We start from the raw sequence: 6,318 nt of genomic DNA, 5'->3' as shown, positions 1-6,318 counted from the left end.
GAGATACAGTACAGAGAGCAGGACTCGAACCGATAACCTGCTGATTACAAGTCAGCTGCTCTGCCAATTGAGCCACATCGGCTTATTGAATTCCGGCGACCATCTACTCTCCCAGGCAGCTGCCCACCAAGTACCATCGACCGCCTAGGTCTTAACCGTCGTGTTCGGAATGGGAACGGGTGTGTCCCCTAGGCGCATCGTCACCGGAAATATCATGATCCGTGCGGGATTCGAACCCGCGTTACCGCCGTGAAAGGGCGGTGTCTTAACCCCTTGACCAACGGACCATAGAAAACTCCCCGAGCGGGACTCGAACCTGCAACCCTCCGGTTAACAGCCGGATGCTCTGCCATTGAGCTATCGAGGATTATTATACTTCCCTTTATTCTCTTTCTTACACCTTCAAAACTGAATACCAGTGAAAGCTTTTTTAGTTTATCATCAATCGTCTTCTTTGTCAACCTTCTTTTTTTGGTCAAGCCCTCGATCTATTAGTATTGGTCAGCTGAACATGTTACCATGCTTACACCTCCAACCTATCAACCTCATTATCTTTAAGGGATCTTACTTCCGAAGAATGGGAAATCTTATCTTGAGGGCGGCTTCACGCTTAGATGCCTTCAGCGTTTATCCGTTCCATACATAGCTACCCGGCTGTGCAGTTGGTCTGCAACCGGTACACCAGAGGTACGTCCATCCCGGTCCTCTCGTACTAAGGACAGCTCCTCTCAAATTTCCTGCGCCCACAACGGATAGGGACCGAACTGTCTCACGACGTTCTGAACCCAGCTCGCGTACCGCTTTAATGGGCGAACAGCCCAACCCTTGGGACCTACTTCAGCCCCAGGATGCGATGAGCCGACATCGAGGTGCCAAACCTCCCCGTCGATGTGAACTCTTGGGGGAGATAAGCCTGTTATCCCCAGGGTAGCTTTTATCCGTTGAGCGATGGCATTCCCACTTATTACCACCGGATCACTAAGTCCTACTTTCGTACCTGCTCGAGCCGTCGCTCTCGCAGTCAAGCCACCTTTTGCCTTTACACTCTTTGAATGGTTTCCAATCATTCTGAGGTGACCTTCGAGCGCCTCCGTTACCTTTTAGGAGGCGACCGCCCCAGTCAAACTGCCCGCCTGACATTGTCCCTCACCCGGATTACGGATGCAGGTTAGAAATTCAATGACATAAGAGTGGTATCCCACCGGCGGCTCCACGAAAACTAGCGTTCTCGCTTCTTAGCCTCCCACCTATCCTGTACATATATCATCGAATCCCAGTATCAGGCTGCAGTAAAGCTCCATGGGGTCTTTCCGTCCTGTTGCGGGTAACCAGTATCTTCACTGGTTCTTCAATTTCACCGGGCGTGTTGTCGAGACAGTGCACAAATCATTACGCCTTTCGTGCGGGTCAGAACTTACCTGACAAGGAATTTCGCTACCTTAGGACCGTTATAGTTACGGCCGCCGTTTACTGGGGCTTGAATTCAAAGCTTCGCTTGCGCTGACCTCTCCTTTTAACCTTCCAGCACCGGGCAGGCGTCAGCCCATATACTTCACCTTACGGTTTCGCATAGACCTATGTTTTTGCTAAACAGTTGCTTGTGCCTCTTTTCTGCGGCCTCTTGCGAGGCTCCCCTTATCCCGAAGTTACGGGGTCATTTTGCCGAGTTCCTTAACAACACTTCTCCCGTCGGCCTGTGGATTTTCTCCTCATCTACCTGTGTCGGTTTACGGTACGGGTACACATAACGCAATAGCGGCTTTTCTCGGCAGTGTGGATTCGGAAACTTCCTTACTTTTTTTCAGTCCTCATCACGTTTCACTTACAGGAGACGGATTTGCCTATCTCCCACAGCTTTACGCTTGACCGGGTCTTTCCATTCCCCGGTTTCCCTATCCTCCTGCGTCCCCACAGTTCTGATTATGTGTAGTACAGGAATATCAACCTGTTATCCATCGACTACGACTTTCGTCCTCGCCTTAGGCCCCGACTAACCCTGGGAAGATTAGCTTTACCCAGGAATCCTTAGATATTCGGCCTACATGTTTCTCACATGTATCTCGCTACTCATTCCGGCATTCTCTCTCCTGTTTCGTCCACCATCGCTCTCACTTTGGCTTCGTCCTTGCAGGATGCTCCTCTACCACTCCTTACTTTGTAAGGAATCCGTAGCTTCGGTGTCGTGTTTTAGCCCCGTTACATTTTCGGCGCAGGTTTTCTCGACTAGTGAGCTATTACGCACTCTTTAAATGTATGGCTGCTTCTAAGCCAACATCCTAGTTGTCTATGAAATCCCACATCCTTTTCCACTTAACACGTACTTTGGGACCTTAGCTGTCGGTCTGGGCTCTTTCCCTTTTGTCCACGCGACTTATCTCACGCAGACTGACTCCCGAGGGTATCTTGACGGCATTCTTAGTTTGATATGAGTTGGTAACCTTTTTGGGCCCCGCGTCAGTTCAGTGCTTTACCTCCGTTAGACTCCAGCTCGAGGCTAGCCCTAAAGCTATTTCGAGGAGAACCAGCTATCTCCGAGTTCGATTGGAATTTCTCCGCTATCCACACCTCATCACCACGTTTTTCAACACATGTGTGTTCGGTCCTCCAAAACCTTTTACGGTTCCTTCAACCTGGACATGGATAGGTCACCCGGTTTCGGGTCTACTAATACCAACTCTACGCCCTATTCAGACTTGGTTTCCCTTCGGCTCCGATGCTTCTGACATCTTAACCTCGCTGGCATTAGTAACTCGCCGGACCGTTCTACAAAAAGTACGCCATCAGCCCGTAGGCCTTTGACTGTTTGTAAGCACAAGGTTTCAGGTTCTCTTTCACTCCCCTCCCGGGGTCCTTTTCACCTTTCCTTCACAGTACTGCTTCACTATCGGTCACTAGGGAGTATTTAGGCTTGGGGGGTGGTCCCCCCGGCTTCCCACAAGGTTTCTCGTGTCTCGTGGTACTCTGGATCCTGCTCGCTGCTTCAAGATTTCGTCTACCGGGCTTTCACCGTCTACGGCTGGCTTTCCCAAAACCATTCGTCTATCTCTCAGCAATGCTAATTGCAGTCCGCAACCCCGAAGAACCAGGTCCTTCGGTTTGGCCTCTTTCCCGTTCGCTCGCCGCTACTTAGGAAATCGAGTTTTCTTTCTCCTCCTACTGCTACTTAGATGTTTCAGTTCACAGCGTTCCCTTCCATACGCTATGGATTCACATATGGATACTTGAGGTTTGCTCAAGTAGGTTTCCCCATTCAGATATCTCCGGATCGATGGCTGTTTGCGCCTCCCCGAAGCTTTTCGCAGCTTACCACGTCTTTCATCGGCTCCTAGTGCCAAGGCATTCTCCTTGTGCTCTTTCTTGCTTGACCAGTTTAATATAGCTATTTCTCTGGAATGTTTCGTTGTAGCGATACAACTTTTGTTACATTTGAAAATAGAAAATTTTGTTTTCTCGATTGACTCTATTTTTGCTTTACTTGTATTCAGTTTTCAAGGTGCAAGTTGTTTTGAAGGTTTGATCCTTCAAAACCGAACAATGAATATCTTTCACAACCTTGCGTTGAAAAATGTTTACGAAAAACCATTCGTAATGCTTCGCATTACTCATGTATTTGCTCCGCAAACCTACCTAAAACCTCTTTGTCAGCCTGTCTTGCAAGCAATCCATTCTGACAAAAGCTTTTATGCAGCTTTTCTCCGCTTTTCTCCATAGAAAGGAGGTGATCCAGCCGCACCTTCCGATACGGCTACCTTGTTACGACTTCACCCCAGTCACTGGCTTCACCTTCGGCGGCTCCTTCCTTACGGTTAGGTCACCGACTTCGGGTGCTTCCAACTCCCATGGTGTGACGGGCGGTGTGTACAAGGCCCGGGAACGTATTCACCGCGACATTCTGATTCGCGATTACTAGCGATTCCAGCTTCATGTAGTCGAGTTGCAGACTACAATCCGAACTGGGACTGGGTTTTTGTGATTTGCTTAACGTCGCCGTCTCGCTTCACTCTGTTACCAGCCATTGTAGCACGTGTGTAGCCCAAGACATAAGGGGCATGATGATTTGACGTCATCCCCACCTTCCTCCGTGTTATCCACGGCAGTCTCCCTAGAGTGCCCAACTCAATGATGGCTACTAAGGATAAGGGTTGCGCTCGTTGCGGGACTTAACCCAACATCTCACGACACGAGCTGACGACAACCATGCACCACCTGTCACCGATGCTCCGAAGAGAAGCTCTATCTCTAGAGCGGTCATCGGGATGTCAAGCCTTGGTAAGGTTCTTCGCGTTGCTTCGAATTAAACCACATGCTCCACCGCTTGTGCGGGCCCCCGTCAATTCCTTTGAGTTTCAACCTTGCGGTCGTACTCCCCAGGTGGAGTGCTTATTGCGTTAGCTGCGGCACCGAGGATTCCTCCCCGACACCTAGCACTCATCGTTTACGGCGTGGACTACCAGGGTATCTAATCCTGTTTGCTCCCCACGCTTTCGAGCCTCAGCGTCAGTTTCAGTCCAGAAAGCCGCCTTCGCCACTGGTGTTCTTCCTAATATCTACGCATTTCACCGCTACACTAGGAATTCCGCTTTCCTCTCCTGTACTCTAGCTCGCCAGTTCCAAATGCAATCCACGAGGTTAAGCCTCGGGCTTTCACATCTGGCTCGGCGTGCCGCCTACGCTCCCTTTACACCCAGTAATTCCGGATAACGCTTGCCCCCTACGTATTACCGCGGCTGCTGGCACGTAGTTAGCCGGGGCTTCTTATTTAGGTACCGTCACTTTCTTCGTCCCTATTGATAGAAGTTTACGATCCGAAAACCTTCATCCTTCACGCGGCGTTGCTGCATCAGGGTTTCCCCCATTGTGCAATATTCCCCACTGCTGCCTCCCGTAGGAGTTTGGGCCGTGTCTCAGTCCCAATGTGGCCGATCACCCTCTCAGGTCGGCTACTGATCGTCGCCTTGGTGGGCTGTTATCTCACCAACTAGCTAATCAGATGCGGGCCCATCCTATACCGAATTACTCCTTTTCTTACAGAAGGATGCCCTTCCGTAATGACATGCGGTATTAGTCACCGTTTCCAGTGATTATTCCCCAGTATAGGGCAGGTTGCCCACACGTTACTCACCCGTCCGCCACTAAGATAAATAAAAATCCTGCCGAAGCTCTCATTTTAAGTATCTTCGTTCGACTTGCATGTGTTAAGCACGCCGCCAGCGTTCATCCTGAGCCAGGATCAAACTCTTATGTTAAAGTTTTGTTCCTAGCCAGTTTTTCTGGCTAACTCCGGTTTTTCTAAACCGGCAAAATCAAGTTCATTATCTCGTCAGTTCGCGTTGTCTTTTCGCTTCGCGAAAACCGCTCCATTCTTCGCTATTCAGCGCCTCCCGCAACCTTTGGTCACATGGTCGCGCTTCATAATCAGCTCAGAACTACTCTGACAGAATTGACTATGGGTTGTGTTTATTCATATCCATTGTTCAGTTTTCAAGGATCAATCTGCTTTTCAGCAGCGAAGATTATTTTATCAAATCTTCATTTTCTTGTCAAGTATTATTTTCCATACCTGATTCGATTTTGTTTGCTGTTTTTTTCGACAGCGAATGATATTTTATCAAGTATCATTCAGTTTGTCAAGCACTTTTTTATTTATTTTTCTGTGCTTGTTTTCGCTGTTTATGTCAGCGGATATCAGTATATCATCCGTAGTCCCGCTTGTCAATGTTTTTCTTTTCAAACATTCGCTGTTGACCAATGCCTATACTCTTTTTCCGACTGCTTTCGTGCAGCGACATTTATTTATTATACACGCTTAACACAAAATGTCAACACCTTTTTTCACCTTTTTTCACCTTTTTTCGATATTTTTTCCTTCCCCTCAAAAAAGGAAAAGGCAGCCCTTTTTCCCTTGGAATCAAAGCCGCCTTTTTCATAATAAAACCTTTTTTAGTCACACTTATTTGTCTTGTTTGTTTTATTGGTTTTATTGTCTTTTCGTTTTTGCCGGTATCAATACTGTATTCCTGTGCAAATTCTGTTCTGTTCATGCCCTTCTGGTTGTTCTTTTCCGTTTTGTTTGTTTTGTTATTGTTTTTGTCCATGACTATGACCTCCTGTCATCCTTCTTTTTTCTCTCGCGAGCATCTCTCGCAGTCATAGTATGTCTCGTCTTTCTCATTTTATTCGTTTTCCTTTTATTAGGATTTTTTCTCTGTTTCTTCTTTATTATATAACAAAAAGAGGGTTGCCCCTCTCCTTGTCGAAATTTCATTTTTAATTGTCTTTTGTTTCGATGCACTGCTCCTTATGGAACACCTTAGACAA

General features: G+C 47.8%; 1 protein-coding gene, 2 tRNA genes and 3 rRNA genes. All 6 read right to left on the bottom strand.

The window, feature by feature from the left end:
- Nucleotides 1-90: 90 nt before the first annotated feature.
- The 6 genes from rrf to EJE48_RS08650 all read right to left on the bottom strand — a co-directional run bounded on the left by rrf (nt 91) and on the right by EJE48_RS08650 (nt 6,095).
- Nucleotides 91-208: ribosomal RNA gene (rrf, locus tag EJE48_RS08675) — 5S ribosomal RNA — on the bottom strand.
- A 7-nt stretch (nt 209-215) separates the two neighbouring features.
- Nucleotides 216-287 (bottom strand) — tRNA-Glu (locus EJE48_RS08670).
- Between the two features lie 8 nt (nt 288-295).
- A tRNA-Asn gene (locus EJE48_RS08665) sits at nt 296-367 on the bottom strand.
- A gap of 104 nt (nt 368-471) precedes the next feature.
- Nucleotides 472-3,367, bottom strand: a 23S ribosomal RNA gene (locus tag EJE48_RS08660).
- Nucleotides 3,368-3,711: 344 nt separating this feature from the next.
- A 16S ribosomal RNA gene (locus tag EJE48_RS08655) occupies nt 3,712-5,246 on the bottom strand.
- The 16S, 23S and 5S rRNA genes sit together here with 2 tRNA genes alongside, the layout of an rRNA operon.
- A 573-nt stretch (nt 5,247-5,819) precedes the next feature.
- Complete coding sequence (locus tag EJE48_RS08650; protein ID WP_124984508.1) at nt 5,820-6,095, bottom strand: hypothetical protein; 276 nt, start codon at nt 6,093-6,095, stop codon at nt 5,820-5,822.
- Nucleotides 6,096-6,318 lie beyond the last annotated feature (223 nt).

Source organism: Anaerotignum faecicola (genome assembly GCF_003865035.1).
In the GTDB taxonomy this organism is placed as follows: domain Bacteria; phylum Bacillota; class Clostridia; order Lachnospirales; family Anaerotignaceae; genus Anaerotignum_A; species Anaerotignum_A faecicola.
Note: the sequence above shows the minus strand (reverse complement) of the source record. Positions and strands in the feature narration are given on the sequence as shown.